Annotated in this window: 16 protein-coding genes; 7 read left to right on the plus strand and 9 right to left on the minus strand. The window is 38.7% G+C overall.

Features of this window, described 5'->3' with window-relative positions; all coding sequences use genetic code 11:
• Positions 1–158: 158 nt before the first annotated feature.
• Genes AC1RJ8_RS23605 through AC1RJ8_RS23615 form a run of 3 tightly spaced genes read right to left on the minus strand, consistent with a single transcriptional unit; the run spans position 159 to position 6911 of the window.
• Positions 159–1805 (minus strand): hypothetical protein, encoded by a 1647-nt coding sequence (locus AC1RJ8_RS23605; protein ID WP_492955889.1) that lies wholly within the window; start codon positions 1803–1805, stop codon positions 159–161.
• Between the two features lie 13 nt (positions 1806–1818).
• Complete coding sequence (locus AC1RJ8_RS23610) at positions 1819–3663, minus strand: RagB/SusD family nutrient uptake outer membrane protein (protein WP_492955890.1); 1845 nt, start codon at positions 3661–3663, stop codon at positions 1819–1821.
• Between the two features lie 17 nt (positions 3664–3680).
• Positions 3681–6911, minus strand: a complete 3231-nt coding sequence (locus tag AC1RJ8_RS23615) for a SusC/RagA family TonB-linked outer membrane protein (protein ID WP_492955891.1) — start codon at positions 6909–6911, stop codon at positions 3681–3683.
• Between the two features lie 264 nt (positions 6912–7175).
• On the opposite strand from AC1RJ8_RS23615, the gene AC1RJ8_RS23620 reads away from it, so the two are divergent.
• Positions 7176–8186, plus strand: a complete 1011-nt coding sequence (locus AC1RJ8_RS23620; protein WP_492955892.1) for a LacI family DNA-binding transcriptional regulator — start codon at positions 7176–7178, stop codon at positions 8184–8186.
• Positions 8187–8333: 147 nt separating this feature from the next.
• Positions 8334–9518: a class I SAM-dependent rRNA methyltransferase gene (locus tag AC1RJ8_RS23625; RefSeq protein WP_492955893.1), complete on the plus strand. Its 1185-nt coding sequence runs from the start codon at positions 8334–8336 to the stop codon at positions 9516–9518.
• A gap of 112 nt (positions 9519–9630) precedes the next feature.
• Here the strand turns inward: AC1RJ8_RS23625 and AC1RJ8_RS23630 are convergent, their stop codons facing one another.
• The 4 genes from AC1RJ8_RS23630 to AC1RJ8_RS23645 all read right to left on the minus strand — a co-directional run bounded on the left by AC1RJ8_RS23630 (position 9631) and on the right by AC1RJ8_RS23645 (position 14548).
• Positions 9631–10065, minus strand: coding sequence for a carboxymuconolactone decarboxylase family protein (locus AC1RJ8_RS23630; protein WP_131029441.1), 435 nt, complete (start codon positions 10063–10065; stop codon positions 9631–9633).
• Between the two features lie 265 nt (positions 10066–10330).
• A complete protein-coding gene (locus tag AC1RJ8_RS23635; RefSeq protein ID WP_492955894.1) occupies positions 10331–10900 on the minus strand; it encodes a Crp/Fnr family transcriptional regulator in 570 nt (189 codons plus the stop codon).
• 55 nt (positions 10901–10955) lie between these two features.
• Positions 10956–11738, minus strand: a complete 783-nt coding sequence (locus tag AC1RJ8_RS23640) for a GLPGLI family protein (protein ID WP_492955895.1) — start codon at positions 11736–11738, stop codon at positions 10956–10958.
• 5 nt (positions 11739–11743) lie between these two features.
• On the minus strand, positions 11744–14548 hold the full coding sequence (locus AC1RJ8_RS23645) for an outer membrane beta-barrel family protein (protein ID WP_492955896.1): 2805 nt from the start codon (positions 14546–14548) through the stop codon (positions 11744–11746).
• Positions 14549–14841: 293 nt separating this feature from the next.
• On the opposite strand from AC1RJ8_RS23645, the gene AC1RJ8_RS23650 reads away from it, so the two are divergent.
• Positions 14842–15483, plus strand: coding sequence for a GIN domain-containing protein (locus AC1RJ8_RS23650; protein WP_492955897.1), 642 nt, complete (start codon positions 14842–14844; stop codon positions 15481–15483).
• 183 nt (positions 15484–15666) lie between these two features.
• Here the strand turns inward: AC1RJ8_RS23650 and amaB are convergent, their stop codons facing one another.
• Positions 15667–17208: an L-piperidine-6-carboxylate dehydrogenase gene (amaB, locus tag AC1RJ8_RS23655; RefSeq protein ID WP_492955898.1), complete on the minus strand. Its 1542-nt coding sequence runs from the start codon at positions 17206–17208 to the stop codon at positions 15667–15669.
• 214 nt (positions 17209–17422) lie between these two features.
• On the opposite strand from amaB, the gene AC1RJ8_RS23660 reads away from it, so the two are divergent.
• Together AC1RJ8_RS23660 and AC1RJ8_RS23665 are read left to right on the plus strand one after the other, a co-directional pair.
• Positions 17423–18304: a TraB/GumN family protein gene (locus AC1RJ8_RS23660; RefSeq protein WP_492955899.1), complete on the plus strand. Its 882-nt coding sequence runs from the start codon at positions 17423–17425 to the stop codon at positions 18302–18304.
• 105 nt (positions 18305–18409) lie between these two features.
• On the plus strand, positions 18410–20920 hold the full coding sequence (locus AC1RJ8_RS23665) for a M1 family aminopeptidase (RefSeq protein ID WP_492955900.1): 2511 nt from the start codon (positions 18410–18412) through the stop codon (positions 20918–20920).
• 472 nt (positions 20921–21392) lie between these two features.
• Here AC1RJ8_RS23665 and AC1RJ8_RS23670 read toward each other — a convergent pair whose 3' ends face one another.
• A complete protein-coding gene (locus AC1RJ8_RS23670) occupies positions 21393–21848 on the minus strand; it encodes a nuclear transport factor 2 family protein (RefSeq protein WP_492955901.1) in 456 nt (151 codons plus the stop codon).
• A gap of 250 nt (positions 21849–22098) precedes the next feature.
• On the opposite strand from AC1RJ8_RS23670, the gene AC1RJ8_RS23675 reads away from it, so the two are divergent.
• Both AC1RJ8_RS23675 and AC1RJ8_RS23680 read left to right on the plus strand, forming a co-directional pair.
• The gene (locus AC1RJ8_RS23675) at positions 22099–23502 is read left to right on the plus strand and encodes a tetratricopeptide repeat protein (RefSeq protein WP_057930756.1); all 1404 of its coding nucleotides are present in this window, start codon (positions 22099–22101) and stop codon (positions 23500–23502) included.
• A gap of 60 nt (positions 23503–23562) precedes the next feature.
• Positions 23563–24330: a phosphosulfolactate synthase gene (locus AC1RJ8_RS23680; RefSeq protein ID WP_029276919.1), complete on the plus strand. Its 768-nt coding sequence runs from the start codon at positions 23563–23565 to the stop codon at positions 24328–24330.
• The last annotated feature ends 32 nt before the right edge of the window (positions 24331–24362 follow it).

The following is a 24362-nucleotide window of genomic DNA, read 5'->3' on the forward strand; positions in this document are numbered from 1 at the left end:
CGCTTACCAAGCTTTCTTCTTGTAATACTATTTGAAAGAAGAAAAATCAGTTTGATAAACCAAAGGAGATGACGATTCTTATTTGGAACCTATTAAATACCAACCCTGAATAAAGTTCATTAAAAAAGGGCAGATTAAAACCTGCCCTATAATTTTTGTTAGTATGTCCACCTTGGATCGCCGATTGGGCCTCCGGTGCTTCCTGCACTTCTTAAAGGCGAACCTACAGCTAAAGTAAAATCAGCTGTAGTGGCTGTCCAGCCTGTATTGATTGATTGATTACTGGCTAAAGTTGCTGTTCCAAAGGTTAGTGCTGTTCCGCCTGTTAGGGCGCTGAACAGGTTGAAGTAATTACTGTTAGAAATCTTCAATGTACTTCCTGCACCTGTGCCCCTAATGGCAGCAGCGTTAACCGTACCAGATTTTGGCGTATTGGCAAAAATGCTGTTCAAAATGGTAAAGTTGATCGGGTTTGCATTTGCATCTAACAGCGCGTATTTAGCATTGCCGCCAAAACCATTAAATGTCGAATTCGTGATGGCAACTGTTGGGATCACATCTCCTGCATAAGTGGTGCTTGCAGTAACCAGACCCGGACCAGCATTGTAAAAAGTAGACTTAGATATGGTAAGGGTATTAAACTGCATTTTATTTACGTGGAAAGTATAATAAGCAGATGAGCCATTTAAGCCCATGTCGTAAACAATCGAATTATTAACCGTAATACCTGTGATTTTAAAATCGCGGGCGGCTGTGCCTCTATCACCTCTTAAAAACGACGTTACAGAGCCGTGCGCAATACAGTTATCTACCACCACATTGGTAAAAGTTGCTGCTGCACCATTGGATGCCTGTGTGCCAATAAAATTAATGAAATAAAGTGATGCACTGGCTGTTCCATCAAACTCGATGCCTGAAAGGGTTACACCTGCTCCTGTGCCCTCTAAATCAATTTCCCTATAATTTACCTTTGTATCGGTTGGGTTGCCTGATGTTGATTTTATGGTAATGGTTTTTTGGGTGATGAAAGTGGTTGCCGACAAGGTATAGGTGCCTGGGTTTAAACCGATAATTGCGCCATTTGTTACGCTCGCTATTGCAGCTGCCAGGTCATCGCCAGGATTTAATTTTACCGTATAGGTAGTTGGTGCAAGGGTAGTAAAAGTGGCAATTCCTTTGCTTTTCGTTCCTGCAAATAGTTCAGCGGTATATTTTGTTCCAGCTGTTAATCCTGCTATGGCTTTTAATCCAGCCGAGGCGTCAGTCGTACTCAAGGTTACCGTGGTTGCCGTTCCGCTTTCAGGGGTTAAAACCATGGATGTTAAACCAACGGTTGGGATATAACGCAGTGTAATATTATTCTCTTTAATTTCGTTATCTCTGATGGCCGCAAAAAGTTGAATTCCGGTTAACTGAAAAGCACCGCTTCGTATGTATTTCGATTCAGGCTGGCTTTCGGTTGCGTTGGCTTTAACCCTTGCATAATATTTGGTTCTTACCGCTAAATTCTCTTCAGTTACAGTTACACCGGCCGTATCGGCTGTAGTGGTGTAATTTACAGAAGCAAACAGCGAATCTGTAGAGAAATCGATACTGTATTTAAAGGTTTTACCTGTCGACATTAATGGAACTGTCCAGGTTAATTTCGCAGAAGTTTCGCCAGCGGTAATTTTTACATCGCTTGGCTTAAATATCCGCGCAGGTTCTGTTGGAACATCTTCTTCCTTTTTACAAGAAGAAATTATTACAACCATCAATAATAAAACGACGAATTTAAACCCCAATTGATTTATAAATGTTTTCATAATTAATATCTAGTTAATAACCAAAGTTTTGAGCCATATTTGGATTTTCGATCAATGTTGTTTTAGGATATGGGAAAAGTTCCTTTTTATTTGCTTCGAAGTAAAAAGCAATTCCTGTTGAAGTGCTGGTTATGGAGTTTTCTTCTGTAACAGCCTTTCTCCAGTTTTTAGTAGTATAACCGCTCGGGGCTGTTGAAGTGTTTAATCCTGGCGAGGCAAACACATTATTTGGTACACCACCATAGAGATCGAGTGTGGCTACTTCGTTTACGCTCGTTCCCAACAGGTAATTTCCCTCTTTGGCATAAACATAATTCGGTACACTAATATAATCGCCGGTTCCTGCAATTAAAGCACGTATTTTAGTGCGTGTTTCTTCAAATTTACTGCCCAATAAATTCCAGCGGATTAAATCATATTTACGGATGCCCTCTCCTCCAAATTCCAACAACCTTTCTTTCACAATAGCAGTAAAAAAGCCGTTTTTATCCATTGGTGTTACCGGGATCTGACTTTCAAAACCAGCATAGGCACGTTTTTGTACTTCTTGCAAGGCATTAACTGCAGTGGCCGATGGTGCTCCGTTAATTTCATTATCAGCTTCTGCATACATTAACAGTATATCGGCAAAACGTAACATTGGCCAGTTTACCCCAAAAGTTTGAGCAGCAGAAGAGTTGTTAAAAGTTGTCCATGATTTACGGAATTTTCCATCCGTCATGTTAAACAGGGTATTGATAATTTTCTTTGATGTTGCGGTAATTTCGAAAACGCCGATGGTTACATCCCTGCGGCAGTCTTTGGTGACATCAAATTCATAAAAGTAAGTAGGTATAGCATTCATCCCACCGCCACCTGAACCAAAAGTAGAAGCAGAGTTAAAACGGATACCATTATAATAACCTAATTTACTATCAGTAGAAGCATTGCCACCAAAAGCAGCCACTTCAAACATCAGTTCGTGTGCGTCATCATAGCGGGTTGTGGTATGCAATGTCTTAAATACATTTTCATAAACCGGATTCAGGCTATGTTCCGAACGGTGGTTCATAATATCCAAACACTCATCAAAAGCAATTTTATAATAAGTTAAATAATCAGCGCTGCGTTCCATGGTATGGTTGGCAGATCTTAACGAATAACCGCCTCTGGCTAAAGCAATACGGGCCCTTAAGCCTTTAATTGCACCTTTGGTATAACGGAAACTGCCGTATTCTGTGATTCCGCTTCTCCATGGCACCAGGTCCTCAGCCATTTTTAAATCCGCGATGATCCGATCATAGGTTTTATTGCGGTCTACATTTGGGCCATACAATGTTTCGGCATCTGCTGAAGGCACGAAAGACGCAGGAACATCACCCCAGTTACGGATCAATTCATAAAGAAATTGTGCTCTTAATGTTAAAGCTTCACCGTAATAGCGTTTCATAATCGTTTTGTCAGCCTCAGAACCGTTGGTATAAAGACTAGAGGCCGGAATAAATTTGATACAGATGTTTGCACGCTCTACGCCTGCATATAATTGTAAAAATGGGTTGATCAGATCGGTATTGTCTGAACTTGCACCATACATGCTGATTCCCCTACGGTCAGAAGAACTATAACTCCCCGAGGTTTTAAAATCATCGGCGGTTAACCCAAATAGTGTAGATATGCGGCTTCCATAACCATTATCGCCACAAAGACGGTTGTAAACTGCAATAATTGCCGCATTGGTATTGGCTGTACTTTCAAAAACAACATCCGGACTGGAAGTTGATGGTGATTGTACATCTAAATATTTTTTACAAGAAGTAGTTATGCTCAATGCTCCAACAGCAATTACCATTAAAGCCGATTTTATAAATTTATTGTTCATTTTCTTTAATGTTGAGGTTAAAATACCATATTAATACCAGCAAGGATATATCTGCTGCGCGGATAAGCTGCATAATCTATACCCGGAGTAAGTGGGTTTGATCTGCGGGTGTTTGCTTCAGGATCGTAACCGGTATAGCCCGTGATGGTGTAAAGATTATTAACTGTTCCATAAACCCTTAATTTGGAAATAAAACCAGTTTTTTTAATTAAACTTTGTGGTAAGCTATAGCCCAGTGTTACGTTGCTGATTCTTAAAAACGAGCCATTTTCAATCGCATAAGAAGTTAAAGCATAGTTTCCTCCTGTTGGTGTCCATAGGGAAGTATTGGCGTTCATGGAAGTCAATAATGCCGGATCTGTTACCTTTACACCATTGGCATCAAAGTTCTGCCAACGATCGTTCATCACGGCAAGTAAATTGTTGTCTTTAACATTGTACTGTGAAGTAAACTCTATTTTGTTGGCGTTGTACACCTTGCTTCCGTAGCTAAAGTTTACAAATACGGTTAAATCGAAGTTTTTATAGGCAAACTGGTTGTTAAAACCGCCAGTGAATTTCGGCTGCGATGTGCCTAAAACCGTCCTGTCGTCATCCCCGATCATCATACTTGATGAAGAGGATAATTTTTGAACCTTCATGTCGCCTGGCTGAGGATCACGGTTACCCAATAATACCCTGCTATTTGCAACAGTTGGCTTAAGTGTATAGGTATAAGCACCAGTAGTTGTGTTTTGGACGTAAGTGAAATCATCAACAGTATAGCGCCCATCAGAAACAAAACCATAAAACTGACCAACCGGCTGGCCTACTTCGACTTTAAAATCGCCCAAACTGTTTACCCAGCCTGATTGGGTGATGTAAGAACTTACACCGTTTTGCAGTTCGACAATTTTGTTCTTGTTGAATGAAATATTGAAACTGGTATTGTAGCTAAAGTTTTTGGATTTAACGGCCTGATAATTCAATTGCAGTTCGAAACCAGTATTTTGGGTTTTACCCACATTTTGCTGTTGTGTAGCATAACCCGTAGTTTGTGGCACATTTGCATTTAATAGTAGGTTTTTTGTTCTGTTGTCGTAATAATCTAAATTAAGCGATAGCTTATTTTTAAATAAATCAATATCAATACCAAGGTTTTTAGAGATATTGGTTTCCCAGGTAATGTTTGGGTTAGATAAAATATTTCCTGTGGCGGTACCCGAAATTAATCCTGTTGATACTGAACCATCTGTATCGGCATAACCACCGGTGGTAGAACTTAGGTAAAATAATGTTCTAAATAAATCCTGACCGATGCGGTTGTTCCCAGCTGCACCATAGCTAAACCTAACTTTAAAGTTATCTAACCAATCGAGGTTCATATCTTTTACAAATTTCTCTTCCGTTACCCTCCAGGCAACCTGTGCCGATGGAAAATAACCCCATTGTTTACCTGCTGCAAATAATGAAGAAGCATCTGTTCTGAAGTTTACAGTGGCCAGGTATTTGTTTTTAAAACCGTAAGAGGCCCTGCTAAATACCGAAAATTGTCTGGTACCAGAAATTAGTGAGGTTGGCCTGTCCTGAATGGTATTCGCCGGAGCGCTGCTCACAAAAGCATCATCAGGAGAGATGTTGATGGGTAAAAATTTAAGTACCGTTGTTCTCGAATCGATATCGACCATATTGATTTCCTGGCCGACCAATAAATCTAAACTATGGTCTTTACCCAAATTTGGTTTATAGTTAATGGTGTTGGTATTGATAAAAGATTTTTGTGCTACTGTGTCCAGTTGGATAGCAGGTAAACCCGCATTGTTCCTGGCTACGTTACTTACCGGGCCATTAAAAGTATTAACGTGCCTGTTAGTTCGGTTGTAACCAACGGTACTCTTTATCGTTAAGTTTTTAAGAATCGAATATTGTACATAACCGCTCGAAATTAAATCGTTGCGGTAATCATATTTCAATTCCTGGTTGGCCAAAGTAATTGGATTGGTTAATCCGGTAGTTAAATAATCCGCATCGAATAAATCGCCAGAATCGCTTCCGCCAGAATAGGGCTGATAACGCACCGAATTTCTTAAACGGTTGGTACCTTGCGAACCTGTAGCGCTTGTTCCCACCCCATCAATACGCTGACCGCTGTAACGGGCATTTAGGCCAACCCTGAGTTTGTCTGAAAATTTATGGTCTAAACGCATCGAAGCAAAAGTTCTCCTATAACCAGAATTAAGCATAATGCCATCTTCTTTTGTATTATTTACCGAAACATTGTAAGTGGTTTTAGAAGTACCGCCTGATAGATTTAAAACTTCGGTATTGCTCCATGCCTGACGGCCGAAAACTTTGTCCTGCCAATCGATATTTGGAATATTTTTGTAAATGTCCAGATCTTCAAAAGTGCCATATTTTTTGGTAAAAGTATCTTTTACATCCTGATTGGTGTTGTTGTTATACAGTTCATATTGATATTTGATAAACTCATAAGGATTCATTACATCCAGCTCGTTTACAATCTGCCGCGCACCCGCATAAGCGTCAAACGAAACAATCGGTCTTCCTTTTTTACCGCTTTTTGTGGTAATGATAACCACTCCATTAGCACCTCTACTACCATAAATCGATGTTGATGCCACGTCTTTTAAAACATCAATAGATTGAATCTCGTTTGGCGATAAAATAGACAATGCATTTTCTACCTGGATCCCATCTACAATATAAAGGGGAGAATTATCACCGGTAAGGGAACTACCGCCCCGTACTTTAATTACCACTTCGGCGCCTGGGCTTCCTTCTGTAGTGGTAACCGATACACCTGCCAGTTTACCCGCCAAAGCCTGCGCTGCGGTACTAACCGGGAACTGATCAATATCTTTTCCGGTAATGGAAGACACCGAGCCGGTTAAGGCTTCTTTACGCACCGACCCATAACCGATGTTTACGGTAACCTCTTGTAAAGTGTTGGCATCTTCTTCAAGTGTTACATCTATTTTATTTTGCTCTCCTACAGCAACATTTTTTGTTTTATAACCTACATAGGTAAAAATTAGGGTAGCACCTTTGGCCGGAATGGTAATTTTGTAAACTCCATTCGCATCAGTACTCGCTCCAATTTTCGAATCCTTTATCGATACACTCACGCCTATTAGTGGCTGCCCATCAGATTTATCCTTTACAGTTCCTGTTAATTGTCTGTTTTGTGCTCGAGCAACAGATAATCCAAAGAAAGAGAGAAGTGCTAAAAAGAGTAAAACTCTGCTCATAGTTATTTATTTATTTAAAGTAATTTGGTTTTTTACGATGCTGCAATCGCTTGCAGATAGAATATAATTCTATTTCGGGATGTTATAGTTAGTTTATATTTGGTTACGTTGATGTAACAATTTTACAAACTAAAAAGCAATTGAAACCAGATTTAACTAAAAAACTGTGCAAACGTTCCCAAAAACGTAGATACGACGTTTATTAATGTTGTTCATCTAATCCCCTTAAAGAGATATTTTTTGTAACTTGTACGCATTACGAAAATGAGATTTGAAACATCTACCATAAAGGATATTGCTAAAGCATTAGGACTGTCAACTTCAACAGTCTCAAGGGCTTTAAGAGACCGTTACGAAATTAGTGAGGAAACCAAAAAACTGGTTTTAGCTTATGCCGAAAAGGTTAATTACCGCGCTAATCCAATCGCCAGAAGTTTAAAGGAGCGCCGTAGCTATTCTATCGGCATTATTGTGAGCGAAATTGCCAACAACTTTTTTTCTCAGGTGATAAATGGCATTGAATCAATTGCTTATGATAAAGATTATCACGTCATCATCTCTCAAAGTCACGAATCTTACAAACAGGAGAAACTGAATGTTGAGCACCTTGCATCACGTTCTATTGATGGTTTATTAATTGCACTTTCTTCGGAAACGCAGGATATTGATTATTTAAGAGATCTGTACGCTAAGGGCTTACCAATTGTTTTTTTTGATCGTGTGCCCAAGGATTTTGAAACCCATAAAGTAATCGCGAATAATTTTAAAGGCTCTTTTGATGCCACAGAACATCTTATTTTATCAGGAAAAAGAACCATTGCCCATTTAACCAATTCAGAAAACCTTTCGATAACAAAAGAAAGGTTAGAAGGTTATAAAGCTGCTTTGGTTAAATATCATATCGAATTTAGGCCTGAACTCGTTAAATATTGCCAGCATGGTGGTATGCACAGCGCAGAACTGGAACAGGCAGTTAAAGAACTTTTACCCCTACAACCAGATGGAATTTTTATTTCGAGCGACCGCTTAACCACAGGCTGCATTATGGCGTTGAAGAAAACCAATCCAGAAGTGGCACATAAAATTGCGATTGCAGGTTTTACAAATTCAAACTTAGTCGAATTATTTTCGCCTTCCCTAACCTCGGTTAAACAACCAGCATTCGAAATGGGACAGGTGGCCACAGAACTGTTAATCTCGATGATCGAAGCCAAAAGACCAGTAACTGAGTTTGAAACCAAGGTTTTGGATACTGAGCTGGTGAAGAAGCGGTGAGCGCCAAGCGGTTGGCGATTTGTGCAAGGCGTTTAGCAGTATGCGGCTGATGCACGGCACGCTAAACTTCCAACTCTAAACTTATCATCCTTCGCTTAGCGCCAAACGCTCAACGCCAAACTCCCTACAAATTATTACCTTTGCAGCATGGTAGAAATCACATTAAAAAAGGGTAAGGAAAAAGCAGCATTACAAAGACATCCATGGGTATTTTCTGGAGCATTAGAAAAAGTTAAAGGAAAACCTGAAGATGGTGATGTAGTAAAGGTTTTTGCTTTCGATAATGAATTTCTGGCCTATGGTTATTTTAACAGCAATTCGCGTGTTGCTGTTCGTCTTTTAGAATGGGACGAAGCGCAAACTATTGATAACCGCTGGTATCAGAACCGTTTAAAACAGGCAATCGCCTCACGTCAGTTTATTTTAAGCGAACAGACCAACACCTGCCGACTGGTTTTTAGCGAAGCTGATTTTCTGCCAGGCTTAATTGTTGATCAATATGCGGATTTTCTATCGTTACAGATTTTAAGTTCAGGAATCGAAAAAGTGAAAGCAGAAATCGTAGAAATTTTAAAAACCGAATTAAATCCAAGGGGGATCTTTGATAAAAGTGACGCCACTGCTCGTACCCACGAAGGTTTACCCATCGAAAACGGGTTGCTCTGGGGCGAAAACCCGCCAGAATTTTTGGAGGTAAAAGAAAATGAAATTATTTATAACATCAATATCGCAGAAGGACAAAAATCAGGGTTTTATTGCGATCAGCGCGATAATAGACACATTTTAGCCAGTTATACAAAAGGTAAAAAAGTTTTAGACTGTTTTAGTTACAGCGGTGGATTTAGCTTAAATAGTTTGGCCAATGGTGCAGCAAGTATTACCAGTGTTGATAGTTCTGGCCTCGCAGTTGAAACGTTAAAACAAAATGTAGCCTTAAACCAATTCGATCCGGATAAAGTAACCGCTATACAATCAGATGTAAATAAACAGCTCAGGGCATTCAAAGAATCAGGAGCATTATTTGATGTGATTGTGCTCGACCCACCTAAATATGCACCATCGCGTTCGGCATTAGACCGCGCGGCAAGAGCCTATAAAGATTTAAACCGCTTAGGCATGTTATTGTTAGAAAAAGGGGGCTTATTGGCTACTTTTTCTTGCTCAGGAGCGGTTGATATCGAAACCTTTAAACAGATTATCGCTTGGGCAGCACTTGATGCTGGCAAAGAAGTTCAGATTATTAAACAATTCTGCCAACCAGAAGATCATCCGGTTCGGATTTCTTTTCCGGAAGGAGAATACTTAAAGGGATTGTTATTAAGGGTGCTATAAATTTATCCCTTACCAATCTACTTTAAAGCACAAAGACACAAAAGCACTGGGGTATTTTGAACATTAACCAAGTGTTATTGTGTCTTTGAGCTCAGCTGAAAGCGGAATCTAATTAGCCAACCATCACTTTAGCGGTAATGGCCAGTCTGTTCCAGGCATTAATGGTAACTATAGCCATAATAATCTGTGCTAATTCCTGCTCGTTAAAAAAGCTTGCCGCTTTTTGATAAGTTGCATCAGAAACATGGTGGCTGATTAAGGTTACTTCTTCTGTTAAAGCTAAAACAGCTTCTTCTTGTGCCGTAAATAAGGTTGTTTCTCTCCAGGCGTTTAATAAATATAAACGTTGTTCGGTTTCTCCTATTTTTCGGGCATCGGTTGAGTGCATATTTAAGCAAAATGCACAGCCGTTAATTTGCGATGCACGCATTTTAATCAGTTCTAAAAGAATTGGATCTAGCTTGCTGGTTGATAAATATTTCTCTAAACCGTACATAGCCTGGTAAGCTGCAGGTTCTACTTTTGGGATATCAATTCTACTTTCCATTTTATTTGTTTTTTGATTACGATGTAAAGGTCTGCAACTTAACGAGCAAAAAACTTAATGTAGTTTAAGAAATGATTAGCTAACATAAAGGGCACATTTTTTTGCCACGGAGGCACAGATTAACACGGAGTGTTTCCATTGTCTGTACCCTCACTGGTCATTTGTTTTCTTTTTCGATACCAGTATATATTTATCCGTCCTTTCTGTGTCTCCGTGGCCCACATTAAATGAGACTAACGCTGTGCGTTTTACGGTTAACAAACTACTATTTCTTCGCCCTGATTTTACTCAGAAATTCTGGCGTAAAACCGAGATAAGAAGCCAGCATATACTGTGGTACACGCTGTACAAATTCAGGAAATAAGCTATTAAAATGACGGTATCTTTCCTCTGCTGTTTGGCTGTACAGGAATTTTATTCTCCGCTGTGAAGCTTGATGGTTTTTTTGCAAGATCAGTCTGAAGTACCTTTCCAGCTTAGGGAGTTTATGGAACATTTCATCATAATGATGATGTTCGATGGCAATCACCTCGGTGGTTTCTGCAGCCTGGATATAAAATTCAGATTGCTCATGAAATAGAAAGCTGGTTAGATCGGTAATCCACCAGTTTTCGATGGCAAACTGAGTGGTCTGCTCAGCGCCCTTTATATCAATGAAATAAAGCCTCAAGCAGCCTTTTACTACAAAATAATTCGCCCTGCAGGTTTGTCCTTCTTCTAATAAAAAAGCTTTCTTTTTAACGGAAAAAGATTTGAGTAGCAACTCAAGGGTTTCTTGTTCATCGCTATTCAAATCTATAAATCTTTTGATGTGGTTATAAAGTGCACTATACATAGCTATACTAATAATTAGCTAAAATAGGTATTATTATAAAAACAGAATTAATAGCTTAAAGTGAAAAAGCCTTATATATAGGATGCGCATATTCGCCCCAGTTTTTCATCGCGCCAAGTAATATGGCTTTTAAACCTTTGTTATCAGTCGGCTTTCCTTTTGTAGGCGCTGCTAAATCTTTCTCTGGCACAGCAACTTCTGTTATTTTAGTTGCAAACCAGGTTACATTTTCGTGGGGTAGCGCTAAACCTAAAATCATACCAGGTAATCCTGTAAACGATTCTGGACCACCTGAAACTGCAATCTGATTTGAATAATAAGCTACTACATAAACCGAATCCATAATGATGGCATTGGCCCTGCGGCATTCGTAACCAGCAATTTCTCTTGTTTCGTCGGTAATTTTCCAGTTAATTTTGCGCACACTATCCTTAATCAGATAAGTATCCTCGTAAACATTTTTTTGTGTAGTGCTGGTTTGCGAATCAAAATTTGTGGCAACTGTGTTTTTTAAATCGGCCAGAACATCAGAGGATAACCAATTGTTATTCATTGTTTCTTCTACCGTTGGCCATTTATATAAGCTTTTATCCTTATTAAAGCTTAGGGTACTTTTAGCGATCTTAAACTGAGGATTGTTTTTTTTGTATTGATCAAAAGCCTCTTTCATATAACTTTCATTGTCCTTATCAATCTTCTTTTTGATCAAGGCATACATATTCGATCTTTTTTCAAACTCGATTACACCATTTTGTACGAAGTGTATATTTTGAGCCATTAGGCTCTTGCTGATGAAAATAACAGCAAATAAGATGATATATTTCAGTGTAGTTTTCATGATAATTATTTTTGTGTTTTAATACCGCCACCCATTTTGCTAAAATCCCATGATACAGAGAACATTAAATACCGTCTTATAGTGGTATAACTGCTTTGGCTAATGGTTGTATTGTTGGCAGAACGATTAAAGCCGATATTCTGATTAAGAATATCATTTACAGTTGCGGAGAATCTTAAATTTTCTGCTTTGAAGAATTTTTTGCTTAATGATGCATTCCAGATCAGACGCTCAAAACTTTCAGTTAACACTTGTGTTTTTCCGTTGTACTGGTATTCTGCATCTGTAGATATTTCAAATTTCCCGGGTAATTGTTTATTGCCTGAAGCATAGCCAGTCCATCCCCAGCCATCACTATTCCTACCAATACTTGCTCTTGCCATATTATACGATGGGCCAAAGCGGGTATAAAAACTATAACTCTTATCTTTGTATTTCGAAAGATTGATGCCCCCATTGTAGGTATAGTTTTTAGTATTATTTAAGGTTCTGCCTAAATCGGTGGTAATAAAGTTATAAGAAGAATTTCCATTTGCGTCTACATTTAAACCTACGTTTATTTCGCCAAGCGCGTTTATCTTCCTGCTTATCTGGCCATATAAATAAAAATTTGTCTGCATTTTATCATTGTAATTAATGTAGCGGTAGGTGCTTTTACCAACACCATTCGTGGTTACATCACTAATAATTGGATTTGCAGTAAAGCTATAGGAGCCACTTAACCAAACCGATTGATCGGTTAAAACTTTGTAAGCGTTATAATTCGCATTAATATTGCTTCTGAATGATGGCCTTAAGTCTTGATTTCCCTCCACAACATTAAACGGGTCATTATTTACCCTAACCGGCTGAAGTTGATCAAGCGAGGGCTGATTGGTATTACCGTTATAGCTAATTCTAAACGATTTTTGCTGAGAAAAACGATATTGATAAGATGCCTGAGGCATATAATTAATAAAGTTTCTTACATAAGTTCTGTTGTGGTAAATATCTTCCTGTTTAAAGTTTACCCCACTAAATTTCGATCCAAAATTGATAATGGTTTTACCCTTTTTGTAGTTGAAAATTGCGCCAGCCTGATTGATAGTCTGGTTCAGTTCGAAGTTATTGCTGTAAAGGGTATCTAAAATATCATATCTACCGCTACCAGATTGATTAAAAGATAAGCGGTCTGATTTTCCGTTCATTAAGCTTAAACCATAGTTTATAATTACAGTTAAGGTTTTTGAAAGGGGTTCAGTGTAAGCTGCATTTAACTTAAAGGCACTATTTGTTACATCGTTAGTCTTTAATTGATTGGTAAGACTATCTATCGTTCCTGTCCCAACCGTATCCGCTCTTTTATTAAAGGAGTTTAAGTACCCTTCACTATTACTTTTGTTGATCGATTGATTTAAGTTTAATGATAATGTTCGCCCTTTTTTCTTCAGTTTTTTAGTAAATAAAACGTTCATGTTAAAGCTTTGATCATCTACCTCATTACTTAGCGTTCTGTCTGATGAATTTAGGAATTTATCATTCTCACCATAAGTTGAGGTTACAAAATAATTTGAGGTATTACTTTTTTTCAATGCCCCATCAACATTAACCTTCATGGTTAAGGTAGTATCGATTTTTAGCTCATACATGGCATCCAGTTTTTGTCTGAACATGTCATTGTCAAATGATTCATCTGATTTGTTGTTCTGTACTCCCGATTCCAAATTGTTCTGGCTTATCGAATTTCTATTACCCTGAACCCTGATCGATCCAATTTTATAATTCGTATTTAACGATTCCTTATCTTTATTCCATTTGTTATCAAAATGCAAGCCTCCGGTTCTGGCTATGGGTAAACCTTGGCCATTATATCGCCCATCATAACTATCAAAATCATCGCCTCCACTACTAAAATACATTCCACCATCATCGCTCATCGTCAGGCCGCCAGAGGCTCCATATTTATCCCGGTCATCCCAGCCTAAACCTACTGTTCCGTTATTGCCCAAAATGCCGTAGGCCGAAAACTTCTTTTTGCCCCAGAATTTATTAAACATTCCCTGGCCCTGATAAAAATCTTTTGTTCCATAACCACCCTGTACTTTACCGAAATAACCGTTCTTTTTATCTTCTTTAAGTTTAATGTTAAGTGTTTTGGTTTTTTCGCCATCATCAATGCCTGTAAAACTAGCCTGATCGCTGGCTTTATCATAAAGCTGAACAGATTCTACCATATCTGCCCTCAGGTTTTTAGTTACCAGTGTTGGGTCGTCGCCAAAAAATTCTTCGCCATCTACCAACACCTTCGGTACTGTTTTGCCCTGAGCCGTAATTTTTCCATCTTTATCTACCTGAAAGCCCGGGAATTGTTTAATCAGGTCCTCAACCTTTGAGTTTGGTTCGATATTGTATGCTTTGGGGTCAAACTCTGTGGTATCACCTTTAATTTTTATGGCGTTTCTGTTTCCTTTAATAATTACATCGGCAAGAATTTTGGCCATCCCAGTAAGGTTAATCTTTCCATAATCTTTAACCTGAGTGGTAGAATCGAGCGTAAAATGATCAACAAAATCTGCATACTTAGGATAGGAAACCAATAAGATAAATTTTCCGTTTTTAATTCCGCTAAGCTCAAATGAGCCATTTTCTGCTGCCCGGGTAAATTTTACCAATGTAGAATCTTTTGCATTTAAAACTGCGATAGAGGTTCCGGATAAAAGCGTTGTCGATGCAGTATCAATCGTTCGGCCTTTAATGGTATGGAGGCTTTGTGCTTTCAAATAAGTGGAGATAAAAACAAAAAGGCACAGCGAGAGTAATATGCGTTTCATAGATAGATTTGGTTTTGTTTGCCGAATATAAAACTAATATATTAGTTGTGTATAATGCTTTAACCTTTTTTAACATTATTGCCTAATACTCAATTCATTTTAATCTTTCGGGTTTTACAACAAATCGTTTTTCGTATAGGTTAATTAGCCGTTTGTCTATAAATACAAGCGCATGGTATAATAGCCGGAAACTCGCTGAAACGTTTATGATAAACCGCAGTCTTAATTACAAAACTGCCTAATAATTAGGTATTTAAACAAAATATTTATCACAACATAAAAATATTAAGGTCATGAGAACTTCTATTAAAAATTTATTCGCAGCTGCATTAGTAATGGTTACTTTAAGTAGCGCAACAGTAGTAGCAAACGCTACAGAAAACAACGCAAATTATACTGCGATAACCCAGGTTAAAAATATCGGTAAAATTGTAGTAGCCGGAAACGTTAAATTGATCCTTGTTCAGGATGCCAAAGAAAGTGTTGAAGTTTATGATCAATATTATGCCAAAAATGCCCTGGTGCAGCAACAAGGAGAAGAACTTAGAATTAGTTCTTTCGATAAAAATACCTTAACTGTAATTGCCCATGTAAATAATTTAACCGCTATCGAGGCTTCAAATACTGCAAGTGTAAGCACTGCCGGAAATTTCAACCTGTTAAACCTAAGTATTGTTTTAAATGATGATGCATCGGCAGATATTAAATCCAATACCGTTAATTTATCAACAAATGTAAAAGATGATGCATCCTTAAAATTAGAAGGTACTACCGACTTCCATCAAGCCGTAATGGGTGTAGCATCTAAAATAAATATGGCCGGTTTTACCGCTCAGGAAAGTAGTATCAGACTAACAAGAAAATCACTTTTCGCAAACAACAACAAATCTCGTTACGACGACATACAGGTATCTTTATTAGAAAAATTATTCTAACTCCATAATATATTTTATTTTACCACAAAGGCGCTGAATTTAAGTTCAGCGCCTTTTTTATTTTAAAAGATGGTCCTCGTTTGTAACGAGGATCCACGAGGTCTGCATTTGTAATGCAGGTAAGAAATCTGATTGCGATAAAATCGCTTTTCTCCTGCATCCTCGTTACAACCGAGGACGATTTTACAAATCAAATTTTATCCCCTGTGCTAAAGGCAGCGTATTCGAATAATTGATGGTATTGGTTTGTCTGCGCATATAAGCTCTCCAGGCATCAGATCCGCTTTCCCTGCCACCACCTGTTTCTTTTTCGCCGCCAAAAGCACCGCCAATTTCTGCGCCTGAAGTACCGATATTTACATTGGCTATGCCGCAGTCAGAGCCTTTAGCAGATAAGAACTGCTCTGCCTCTCTTAAATTCAACGTCATAATGGCTGATGATAATCCTTGAGGAACAGCGTTTTGCAAAGCGATGGCTTCATCTAATGTTTTGTATTTTATCAGATATAAAATGGGTGCAAATGTTTCGTGCTGAACAATCTTAAAATCATTCTGAACTTCGGCGATGCATGGTTTTACGTAACACCCGCTTGTATAGGCATCGCCCGATAAAATGCCGCCCTCTACCACAAAATTGCCACCCTCCTCCTTACATTTTGCAATGGAATCTAAGTATGCAGCAACTGCGTCGGTATCAATCAGTGGGCCTACATGGTTATTTTGATCTAAGGGATCGCCAATACGCAATTGTCCGTAAGCTTTCACCAGTTTAGCGGTAAAAGCATCATATACACTTTCGTGGATAATTAGCCTCCTGGTAGAAGTGCAACGCTGGCCAGCGGTACCAACAGCACCGAATACCGCACCGATTAAACTCATATCCAAATCAGCATGTTCTGAAATAATAATGGCGTTATTACCGCCAAGTTCGAGCAAGCTTTTTCCTAACCTCGCGCCAACTGCAGCCCCAACTGCTTTACCCATGCGCGTAGATCCGGTCGCAGAAATTAAAGGAATGCGTCCATCATTTGTCATGAGTTCGCCAACTTCCCTATCGCCTAAAACCAGGTTGCAAACCCCTTCGGCTATATCGTTATCTTTAAAAACTTTTGCAATAATATGTTGACAAGCAATTGCGGTTAGCGGTGTTTTTTCTGATGGTTTCCAGATGCAAACATTACCACAAACCAATGCCAAAGCGGTATTCCAGCTCCAAACCGCTACAGGAAAATTAAAGGCAGAAATAATACCTACAATCCCTAACGGATGCCATTGTTCATACATGCGGTGGCTTGGGCGTTCGCTGTGCATGGTTAAACCGTAAAGCTGCCTGGATAAACCCACAGCAAAATCGCAGATGTCGATCATTTCCTGCACTTCACCAAAACCTTCCTGTAAACTTTTTCCCATTTCGTAAGAAACCAAGGTGCCTAAGGCATCTTTATTCTCACGTAGCGCATCGCCAAACTGGCGGATAATTTCGCCTCTTTTCGGGGCAGGAACGGTACGCCACTGAGCAAAAGCCTCCTGCGCCTTTATAACAACTGCATCATAGTCTGCCTTGCCTGCAACTTTGGCTGAGGCAATCAGTTTACCATCAACAGGAGAAAAACTTTCTAGTGTATCTGCATTCGATTGGCCTCCCCAATGGCTGCCAGTACTATAGGCGGCATTACTGGCACTAATGCCTAATTTGTTTAAAATGGATTGAATATCTGTTGTCATATAGCTAACGATTTATACAAAAAAACGAAAAAATAAGAGAAAGCGGGTTACAATTAGGGTCTTAAATTGCGACAATCTTTAATACCTTGCTTTAAAGATAACAAGGTAAATAAAAGGGGATCTCAAATTAGTGTTTTTTGCTTTGCGGTGTAAATTAATGTAGTTTTCCAAAATAATGCCGATAAAATAAAACAACTACCTAATAAAAAATAGAATGAAAAATATAAAAGTATTACTCATCTTTTTTCTCGGGTTCAGTACTGTGCTCTGTGCGCAAACCACTAAAGGTTCGAACTCACTTTTGTGGGAAATTTCAGGCAACGGATTAAAAAAACCATCTTATTTATTTGGAACACACCATCTAATACCTGCAAAATTTGCCGATACCATGAAGGTTTTGCAAGAGAAATTGAAATCGGCCGATGCGGTAGTGGGTGAAATAGTAATGGATAGTACCATACAAAAGAAAATGGCGCCGTTTTTAATGATGAAAGATAACACGCTTGATAGTTTATTAACCAAAGCGGAATTTAAAGAGGTTGAAGATTATTTTAAAACCAAACAACCGGATTTTGAATTAAAGCAGATGAATAACTTTAAACCTGCAATGGTATCGCTAATGATGATGTTTTTTGATAATTCGGATATGTTAAAAGATGTAGGCGAAGGAATAGACAATAGTTTCCAGGCATATGCCAAAAAAAATGCTAAGTCTTTATATGGGTTAGAAACGGCCGAATACCAGGGGGCGCTTTTATTTGATAGTGATTTACAGAAGCAAAAAAAAGCACTTTTGAAATCGGTGAAGGAAATAGCTAAAAGCAAACAAAAAATGCAGGAGTTAAAAACCTATTACATCACTCAGGATATAGATAAATTAACTGAACTCTTTAAAATTCAGGATGAAGAAAATAAAGAATTTATAACCGAGCTCTTAAAAAACCGAAATAACCGATGGTTAGCTCAGTTGCCTGCCCTGATGGAAAACCAATCGTTATTTATTGCAGTTGGGGCAGGTCATTTGGTGGGTGCCGAAGGTTTGATAAAAGGGTTGGAGCTTAAAGGTTACGTGCTGAAACCTGTAGCAACCAATTAAATATTTCAATGAATTTGTAAAAACAAACTAAAGGCGACTACATTTGCGTTTTTACTTGGCACAAACAGCCGTGTTTAATTAAAGCTAATTTGTAAAAACATAAAAATGAATAAAAGAATTATTGCCTGTGGCGTGCTGCTGGCTTCGGCCTTTATGGCTAATCCGCTTTTTGCACAGGAACAGCCCGTAGAAAAATCGAACAACTTAAATATTTACCGTGTAACTCCAACTAAAGTTAACGATCTGGTACATACCAAACTCGATGTATCTTTTGATTATGCAAAACGATACCTATACGGTAAAGAATGGCTTACTTTAAAACCTCATTTTTACGCTACAGACTCTTTAACCCTCGACGCGCAGGGAATGGACATTAAAACCCTTGCATTGGTTGGCGCAAAAGGAAATACCCCGCTTAAGTATATTTATAAGGACAATAAGCTGTATATCACCTTAAACAAAAAGTACACCAATAGCGAAAAGTACACAGTTTATATTGCTTACACCGCTAAACCCGATGAATTAAAAGTTAAGGGGAGTGCGGCCATAACCGATGCTAAAGGTTTATATTTTATCAACCCAGATGGTACGGATAAAAATAAACCAACACAGATCTGGACCCAGGGCGAAACGGAATCATCTTCGGCATGGTTTCCAACTATAGATAAACCTGATCAGAAAACTACCGAAGAGATTTCGATGACGGTAAAATCGAAATATACTACACTTTCTAACGGAAAATTGGTGAGCCAGAAAGCCAATGCAGATGGAACAAGGACCGATACCTGGAAGATGGATTTGCCACATTCGCCATATTTATTTATGATGGCTGTGGGTGAGTTTAAAATCACAAAAGATACCTATAAAGGTAAGGAAGTAAGTTACTATCTCGAACCAAAATTTGCGCCTTACGCCAGGCAGATTTTTGGTAAAACCCCTGATATGATCCAGTTTTACAGCAATCTGTTAGGGGTAGATTATCCCTGGAACAAATATGCGCAGGTGGTAGCCAGAGATTACGTTTCGGGCGCAATGGAAAATACTACCGCTACTTTACATGGCGAGCAGGTACAAAAAACAGACCGTGAGTTATTGGATGAAAATGAAGAAGGAACCATTGCACACGAGCTTTTTCATCAATGGTTTGGCGATTATGTAACTGCAGAGTCGTGGTCTAACTTAACCATGAACGAATCTTTTGCCACCTTTGGCGAGGTTATCTGGCATGGGCATGATGAAGGGCAGGATGCGGAAGATAAATCGCGTTACAGTAAACTGCAGTCCTATTTAGGATCGACCAAAAAAGGTGAAAGCCCTGTTTTGGCACGTTTTTATTATGGCGATAAGGAAGATATGTTCGATAACATCAGCTATGCTAAAGGATCGATTATTTTATATGCCCTCAAGAATCAAATGGGTGATGCCGCTTTCTACAAATCACTTAACCGCTACCTCACTACCAATGCCTTTAAAAATGGCGAAACACATCAATTGCGTTTGGCTATGGAAGAGGTTACCGGAAAAGACTGGAGCCCTTATTTTAATCAGTGGTATTACAATGGTGGCCATCCGGTTTTAAGTATCGATTATGGTTACGAAAACGGCAAGGCAACAATTAAAGTTAAACAAACACAGGATTCGAGCGTGCAGACTTTTACGCTGCCGATCAAAATCGATATTTATGCAGGAGGTAAAAAAATCAGAAAAGAAATCCTGATCAATAGCCGTGAGCAGAATTTTAGTTTCGAGGTGAGTGCTAAACCCGATTTAATCGATTTTGATGTAGATAAAATTTTAGTTGGCGAAACCAATGATAATAAAACTGCTGAAAACTATTATTTCCAATACAAAAATGCGCCTAGTTATGCCAATAGAATTGAAGCCCTGCAATTTATTATGCAGAGCAAAGCCAAAAGTGGTCAGCTGGTGTTGCTGGATGGTTTAAAGGATAAATCTGCAGATTTACGGGCTTTAAGCATTGATGGCATTAACCTGGATGATACTCAGATTAAAGCAGCAGCTTTACCGGTTTTACTTCAGATTGCCAAAACAGATAAAAATACCGAAGCAAGATCGGCTGCAATAGTGAAATTAGCTGAAACTGGCGATCAGGCGTATAAAAATTTAATGTTAGAAAGTTTAAAAGATAGGTCGTATAGGGTAATTGCAGCCGGTGTTGATGGTTTGGCCAAACTGGCTCCACAAGAAAGTATCGCAGCTTTAGCATCGTTAGATGAAGATACGAAAGCACATATAGCACCTTCTATTGCAACGTTATACATCAGTGAACCAAAAGATGAGTATCAGGCATTTTATGATAACATTATGCTTACAGGTGACAGGAATAATGTCTTTGCAGTAGTTGGCCAGTATTTTCAGTACCTGAGAGCAAACAATAATCCTGTAGTTACCGAAAAAGGTATGATGAACATTGCTGGCGCCATTGAAAGATTAAAATTACAGACCTATTTAAACAAGCAACTTGCGGGTGCTTATGCTGCAGCTGCCCAGGCTAAAATGCAACAAGCTGCCGCAGTAAGCGGAGAGGCTAAAACAAAGCTGAGCAAACAGGCCGAATTATTTAAAAAAGGCGCAGCTGATCTGGGAAAAGAATAAATAGTAAATCTCATATAGAAAAGAGCTGGCCTGGAGACATCGCCGGCTCTTTCTTTTCCCAATCCTGCCTAACATTAATCAACTGCAGGTTTTGCTTTCCAAAAAAATAAACATGAAATATAGAATTGAAAACCGATTTACATAGAGTGGCATGATTTAGAGATTTTGGAAATGAACAGTTCTATGCCTTGGGAGGCGGTAGTCCTGCTATCCCTCCAAGTCCTCACTCATGCTTCGCTCCGGGCTTTCCGTTCTATCAGGTTTATAAACTAAGGGCGGTGCAACTATGGGCAATGCAACCCCAACTAGCAGCACGAACCCGCGTGCCTAAACGGGATCCGATAGCTATCGGATGCAGTGGCAGCTCCCGATTTTCCTTCAAAATCGGGACTACAACGAAAAGCCCGACTAACAATAATCTAGCTACAAGTTCTGCTTTCCAAAAAACAATAATACTTATCCGTAAAAATCACTAATTGCATTTATCCTTTCTCCTGGTGTCGATTATATAAACAATCTGCCAGCCTTTATCTCCTTTCACCAACTGAAAAGAATTAACCCCGCAATGACTAAATTTTTCGCCCAGATAAAATTTATAGTCTGTCCAAACAGAAGCCAAAGGGCCATCGATTAATATTTTTGTAAACACAATGCGCTCATCATACTTTTCCTGGTGTGGAGTGCCGATAAATTTGATAAAGTTGTTAACGGATTCTGTGCGTACATTCACCTTACCTTCTTTGTTAACGATGGTTTGCATAATCGCTGCTGGTGCAAATGCAGTGCTGGTTAAAGTGCTGTCTCCACCTTTCATACCGGCAAAAAGATTGTTTATGGTTTTTTTGATAGCACTTTCTTCATCGCTTTGCGCAAATGTATTTGTAGCAAAACTTATTAAAAACAGGGCAAAAATGACTAATCCTTTCATGACTTCTTAATTACGTATATACCATAAATTTATAGTATTTTTGTCAAAGAAGGGAAAAGGAACCGCGATGTTGCAAAAAATCTATCGATTATCCACACATCTTAATCACAGTCAATACGCTTTATAGTCAGCTATTTACGCTGTTTTAGCCGATTGATGTTAATAATTATTTTAGAAACGGATAATTAAAACTTGTAAACTTATAATGTGTTTTTCTGCTAATTGGCACGGTTCTTTAATAGTATAATATATGGAAGAAGAATTCTTTTTTGAATCCAACGAAGATGCACAACGCTCGGTAGAACGTTACGAAGAAATGCTCCGCAACCAGGATCAGTATTTCTTCGATGCAGGCGCATTCGAATACATTGTAGATTTCTACATTGAAAAAAATGATCCGGTCAAAGCTTTGCAGGTTGTTGATTTTGCAATCAGTCAGCACCCTTATGCAACAGTATTTTTAATCAAACAAGCTCATCTTTACATTTTAACCAACAACCACGAAAAGGCTTTTATTGCTTTGCAAAAGGCCGAGCTTTTAGAGCCGTCAGAACCAGATATTTATTTGCTTCGCGGAAATATTTTTCAAAATACCGAACGTTTTGATGAGGCTTTGGAAAATTATGAAAAAGCTTTAGGACTGGCCGAAAGTACCGATGAGATTTTATTGCAGATGGCTTATGTTTACCAGAGCATGAGCGACTATGAAAGCGCCATTACCTACATTAAGCTCAGTTTAGAGCAGAATATGGAGAACCAGGATGGCTTATATGAGCTGGCTTTCTGTTACGATGTGTTAGATAAACAGGAAGAAAGTATTAAGTTTTATCAGCAATACATTGATACCGATCCCTATTCTTATGCGGCTTGGTACAATTTGGGCAATAGTTTCCATAAGTTGAACCTTTTCGAAAAAGCGATCGACGCTTATGATTATGCGATCCTGATCAAGGAAGATTTTAGTTCTGCGTATTTTAATAAAGGTAATGCGCTGGTTCAGCTCGATAAATATGATGAGGCGATAGATGTTTATAAGCAAACTTTCGAATATGAACAGCCTAATGCCGATACTTATTGCGCCATTGGCGAATGTTACGAGAAACTGGAGAAAATGGACGAAGCCCGTTCTTACTACAAAAAATCGGTGAAAATGGATCCCAAAATGGCAGATGCCTGGTTTGGGATCGGTGTTACGCTGAATTTTGAAGAACGTTATTTCGAATCGCTTCACTTTTACAAAAAAGCAATCGATTTAGAGGCCGAGAACCCAGATTTCTGGTTTGCTATGGCAGATGCTTATTATAAATTAGGCCAGATTGATGAATCGATCGAAGCTTACGAAAAGGTATTGGAGTTTAATCCTTTGGATATTGAAGCATGGTTAGATTTTAGTACTGTGCTTTACGAGCAGGGAAAATTGCTGGAAGCATCGGAAACAATGGCAGAGGCGATCAAGAATAATCCGGAAGCAGCAGAACTGTATTACCGAATGGTAGCCTATCTTTTTGCCCAGGGGAATTATAGCGATGCACTGGGATATTTGGAAACGGCTTTAACAACCGACCCCGATAAACACTATATTTTATTTGAATATTTGCCACAATTGCAGGATAATAGTGCCATTTTGAACGTTATAAACAGATATATTAGGTAACGACCTTGTGAGAAAAATTTAACAAATAAATCTCAAAATTTTTTTCACTTTTGTACGCATATGAATTATCCATTATTAAACGTTCCCGAACGTCCAGCTAAACCACGCCAAAAAGGCTTAACAATGGTTATGGATAAGGGATTGAGCCTACGCCAGGTTGAAGATTTTATTGAAGTTGCCGGCGTACATACAGATATCGTAAAATTAGGTTGGGCAACATCACACGTAACACCAAACCTTAAAGAAAAATTAGCTTTATATAAAAGTGCAGGCATTCCTACCTATTTCGGAGGAACGTTGTTTGAAGCCTTTATCATTCGTAACCAATTTTCAGATTACCAACGTGTTTTAGACCAGTACGGAATGGAATATGCAGAAGTTTCTGATGGTTCTATTGAAATTGAGCACGATAAAAAATGTGAGTTTATCCGCGAACTTTCTAAACAGGTAACCGTTATTTCGGAGGTTGGAAGTAAAGATGCCGCTAAAATATTTGCCCCATATAAGTGGATTAAGTTAATGCAGGCCGAAATCGAGGCGGGATCGTGGAAAGTAATTGCCGAAGCCCGCGAAGGTGGTAATGTAGGTATTTACCGTGGAAGCGGTGAAGTGCGTGAAGGATTGGTTGATGAAATTTTAACTCAGATTCCTGAAGAAACCATTATTTGGGAAGCACCTCAAAAAGAACAGCAAGTTTGGTTTATTAAATTAATCGGTAGCAATGTAAACCTTGGTAATATTGCTCCCGCAGAAGTAATTCCTTTAGAAACCATCCGTTTAGGTTTACGGGGAGATACTTTCGATTATTTCCTGAATCAAGTAAAATAATACAAAATTCGTCATTGCGAGGCACGGAGCAA

Source organism: Pedobacter sp. GW822-FHT03F06, from assembly GCF_058801365.1.

Excerpts from the sequence above, each read along its gene's own strand:
- AC1RJ8_RS23605 (WP_492955889.1), bottom strand. The coding sequence starts at position 1,805 with ATGAAAACATTTATAAATCAATTGGGGTTTAAATTCGTCGTTTTATTA.
- AC1RJ8_RS23610 (WP_492955890.1), bottom strand. The coding sequence starts at position 3,663 with ATGAACAATAAATTTATAAAATCGGCTTTAATGGTAATTGCTGTTGGA.
- AC1RJ8_RS23615 (WP_492955891.1), bottom strand. The coding sequence starts at position 6,911 with ATGAGCAGAGTTTTACTCTTTTTAGCACTTCTCTCTTTCTTTGGATTA.
- AC1RJ8_RS23620 (WP_492955892.1), top strand. The coding sequence starts at position 7,176 with ATGAGATTTGAAACATCTACCATAAAGGATATTGCTAAAGCATTAGGA.
- AC1RJ8_RS23625 (WP_492955893.1), top strand. The coding sequence starts at position 8,334 with ATGGTAGAAATCACATTAAAAAAGGGTAAGGAAAAAGCAGCATTACAA.
- AC1RJ8_RS23630 (WP_131029441.1), bottom strand. The coding sequence starts at position 10,065 with ATGGAAAGTAGAATTGATATCCCAAAAGTAGAACCTGCAGCTTACCAG.
- AC1RJ8_RS23635 (WP_492955894.1), bottom strand. The coding sequence starts at position 10,900 with ATGTATAGTGCACTTTATAACCACATCAAAAGATTTATAGATTTGAAT.
- AC1RJ8_RS23640 (WP_492955895.1), bottom strand. The coding sequence starts at position 11,738 with ATGAAAACTACACTGAAATATATCATCTTATTTGCTGTTATTTTCATC.
- AC1RJ8_RS23645 (WP_492955896.1), bottom strand. The coding sequence starts at position 14,548 with ATGAAACGCATATTACTCTCGCTGTGCCTTTTTGTTTTTATCTCCACT.
- AC1RJ8_RS23650 (WP_492955897.1), top strand. The coding sequence starts at position 14,842 with ATGAGAACTTCTATTAAAAATTTATTCGCAGCTGCATTAGTAATGGTT.
- amaB (WP_492955898.1), bottom strand. The coding sequence starts at position 17,208 with ATGACAACAGATATTCAATCCATTTTAAACAAATTAGGCATTAGTGCC.
- AC1RJ8_RS23660 (WP_492955899.1), top strand. The coding sequence starts at position 17,423 with ATGAAAAATATAAAAGTATTACTCATCTTTTTTCTCGGGTTCAGTACT.
- AC1RJ8_RS23665 (WP_492955900.1), top strand. The coding sequence starts at position 18,410 with ATGAATAAAAGAATTATTGCCTGTGGCGTGCTGCTGGCTTCGGCCTTT.
- AC1RJ8_RS23670 (WP_492955901.1), bottom strand. The coding sequence starts at position 21,848 with ATGAAAGGATTAGTCATTTTTGCCCTGTTTTTAATAAGTTTTGCTACA.
- AC1RJ8_RS23675 (WP_057930756.1), top strand. The coding sequence starts at position 22,099 with ATGGAAGAAGAATTCTTTTTTGAATCCAACGAAGATGCACAACGCTCG.
- AC1RJ8_RS23680 (WP_029276919.1), top strand. The coding sequence starts at position 23,563 with ATGAATTATCCATTATTAAACGTTCCCGAACGTCCAGCTAAACCACGC.